At 42.9% G+C, this 3,103-nt stretch carries 1 protein-coding gene and 1 pseudogene; both read right to left on the bottom strand.

Annotated elements, in window-relative coordinates; all coding sequences use genetic code 11:
• Positions 1 to 123 precede the first annotated feature (123 nt).
• Positions 124 to 1,968, bottom strand: coding sequence for an HD domain-containing phosphohydrolase (locus ABGU93_RS08145; protein ID WP_347412975.1), 1,845 nt, complete (start codon positions 1,966 to 1,968; stop codon positions 124 to 126).
• Positions 1,969 to 2,050: 82 nt separating this feature from the next.
• Positions 2,051 to 2,891, bottom strand: a pseudogene (locus tag ABGU93_RS08140) (pirin family protein).
• Positions 2,892 to 3,103 lie beyond the last annotated feature (212 nt).

Raw genomic sequence — 3,103 nt, 5'->3', positions numbered from 1 at the left:
TGTGTCCGCTGCCTCACTTGAGACAACTTCATTAGTATACGCTCTTTCGCCCCTCCTGTCAACGCTTTTTTGAAAGTTTTTTCATTTCTTTTTCATTGTGCTGTATTTATGTCCTGTTCCTGCTTATTCAAGGCTCTCCATCGCTTTTTCGGGATCGCTTTGACATGATTCCATCATCATTAATACCTTATCAATAAATATTCTAACAATCTCCGGATCAAATTGGGTTCCCGCACATCGCTCAAGCTCCTCAATGGCTTCTGCTTTTGTTATCGCCTTCTTATAGGAACGTTTTGACGTCATCGCTTCATAGGCATCCGCAACGGCGATGATCCTCGAAAAAAACGGAATCGCTTCTCCCGCCAGACCTTCCGGATATCCGTTACCATCCCAACGCTCATGATGATACAGTACGATTTCTGCCAGTCCAGAATATTCATTGACGGATTTCAAAATCTGATAGCCGGTTTCAGGATTCCGCCTGATCACGGCAAACTCCTCTGCTGTTAGCCTCTCTGTTTTATTCAAGAGTTCCGGAGGGGTCATAATCTTTCCGATATCATGCAATTCCCCCACCGCCTTTAATTCACGAAGCTCTTTTTTACTCAAATTTAGCGCCTTCCCAATAGCCTCACTGTATTGGGCCACCAGCTGAGTGTGGATCTGCTCGCGATCATATTTAAAATTAATATTACGCAATACCAGCTCAATGGTCTTGCTTCGCATGATCTTTCCACGTTTTAGTTTGTCCCTATACATATTATTATCTGCACTGGTCATCAACTCTGCTGTTTTTTCATCTATCATATTTTTAGTGGCATGACCCACCGCCAGCGAAACAATTACCGAATCAAATCCGGCTTTATCAGCCTCATGCAGCAATCTCTTTTTAATCCTTTCAGCCGCAACTTCATCGGTTTTGGGCAGCAAGAGACAGAATTCATCCCCGCCCATTCGTCCAATCAAATCGTTCTCCCGGCAGGATTTTTTCAAAACACCAGCCACGGTGATCAGCAACCGATCGCCAGCCTCATGCCCGAATGCATCGTTAGTCAGTTTTAACCCATTCACATCGATGATCATCAATGTCAGCGGCAACTGTTCCTCAACATCCAGCCGCTTAACGGCTTCACTGATGTAATAGCGATTGTAAAGACCCGTTAAATGGTCATGAAAACTCAGTCTTTCGATCTTTTTTTCTCTTTCTATTTTTTCAGTAATATCAAACAAAGACCCCCGATAACCGATTCGTGTTCCATCTTTATTAAACTGGGGAATCCCATTGATTGAAATATAACGATCGTTCCCATCGATGGTTTGTATCGAACAAATATAGTTAACAAAGGGTTGGTTTTTTCTAATACAGCTTAACACTTCTGTTTTTCTTTTTTTTGCTTCCGATTTGGAAATCAGATCATAAAAATATAAGTGGCCAACCAGTTCTGCTTGCGATCCCCCGATTACATCTTTGACATTGGGGCTTAGGTAGGTAAATAAGCCTTTTTCATTAGTTTCCCAGGTAACGATACCGCTCTGGATGGCTAGCTGATCATAACGGTCATGACTTTCTTTTAATTCTTGAAGCAGTTTATTCTTTTCGGTTACATCTCTCTGGATAACTACATAGGCTTTTGATTGTCCATCTTCTTCTATTATCGGCGTAACCTTGTATTCGCACATAAAGGTCGTGCCATCAGCCCGAATCACCAAATCATTTCCTGAATAGGTGTTTCCCACTCGTATGGTGTTATACACTTCCGCTTTTATTAGTCCTTTGGGAAAAAATATTTTTGGAGATCGCCCCAGCAATTCGTCTTCCTTATAACCAAACAGCTCCTCTGCACTTTTATTGATGTAAATAATCTTAAATTGATGATCTGTGATCATAACCGAGTCAGAAATATTGGTGATCACGGTACCTAAGAAGAGATTCCACTTTTCTGCTTCTCTCTGGTCTGCATTTTTCATGTTGATCATTTCCTCCGATCTGATCATCCTATTTAGAAACGATTGGCTTGTTGGATTGTATCGCCAAACCCGCAATTTACGACTAGATCTGAGGACGTTTTTTTATAAAACAGCCGTCTTCCAAATCTGCAAAGGCTTGCTTTAATTCATCTTCGGTGTTCATCACAATGGGACCGCCCCAGGCCACTGGTTCATTCAGCGGCGGTGCTGAAAATACGGCGAAACGAAGCGGCTTTTCCTCGGCTGTTATTTCAATATATTCACCTTCACTAAACAGCAGCGCCGATTTCTCTTTATATAAGGTTCCCGCTACTGCGCCTTGACCTTCAATTAAAAACGCAAATACGGTTTCTCCTTTGGGAGTCGGAATCCTAACCGATTTTCCCGGTTCAACTACCACATCAAAAATCATCGCCTGGATGTGATGGGGTTCGGCGCCTTTTACCCCTTCATAAGATCCGGATATAACGCCAACATTAAAACCGGCTCCTTTATATAGAGGACGTTTCTTTTCTAATTTCAAAATATTTGGGCTCTGTCATCTTTTCTGACCTGGGCAGATTCAGCCACAACTGGAAACCCAGCATTCTTTCACAGGCCTGGGGCATCTCCTGATGAAGAATCCCACTCCCTCCGGTCATCCATTGGGAACAGCCGGATTCAATGGCCCCCTTATTCCCCAGGCTGTCCTGATGTTCGATCAGCCCTTCGACCAGATAGGTGACGGTTTCAATTCCCCGGTGGGGATGCATGGGAAAACCTTTAATGTAATCCTGGGGATTTTCAGAATCAAAGGAATCCAGCATCAGGAAGGGATCAAATGCTTTTACTGTTGAGTGGGACAAGACCCGGGTCAAATGAACCCCGGCCCCATCCACTGCATTAATCCCCTGAACGACCTGTATAATCTTTCTTTCTTTCATAAAAACGCCTTCTTTCTCTTTCTTCTTTTTAGGACTTATTTATTAGAATTATACCGTATTTGACGTTTTTTAAACGTGTTTTAGAATAATTCTATTCGTTTATCGGTGGTCTGGTGAGAATTAATGGCCGTTGAATGAATCCGTGCAACTCCGTCTCCGCTGCGCTGCGCCTGCGTTTGGGGCTTCGCCCCATAAAAAAATACAGATATAAA

The organism is Acetobacterium sp. (genome assembly GCF_039830195.1).
Lineage (GTDB): Bacteria > Bacillota > Clostridia > Eubacteriales > Eubacteriaceae > Acetobacterium.
Note: the sequence above shows the minus strand (reverse complement) of the source record. Positions and strands in the feature narration are given on the sequence as shown.

Excerpts from the sequence above, each read along its gene's own strand:
- ABGU93_RS08145 (WP_347412975.1), bottom strand. The coding sequence starts at position 1,968 with ATGAAAAATGCAGACCAGAGAGAAGCAGAAAAGTGGAATCTCTTCTTA.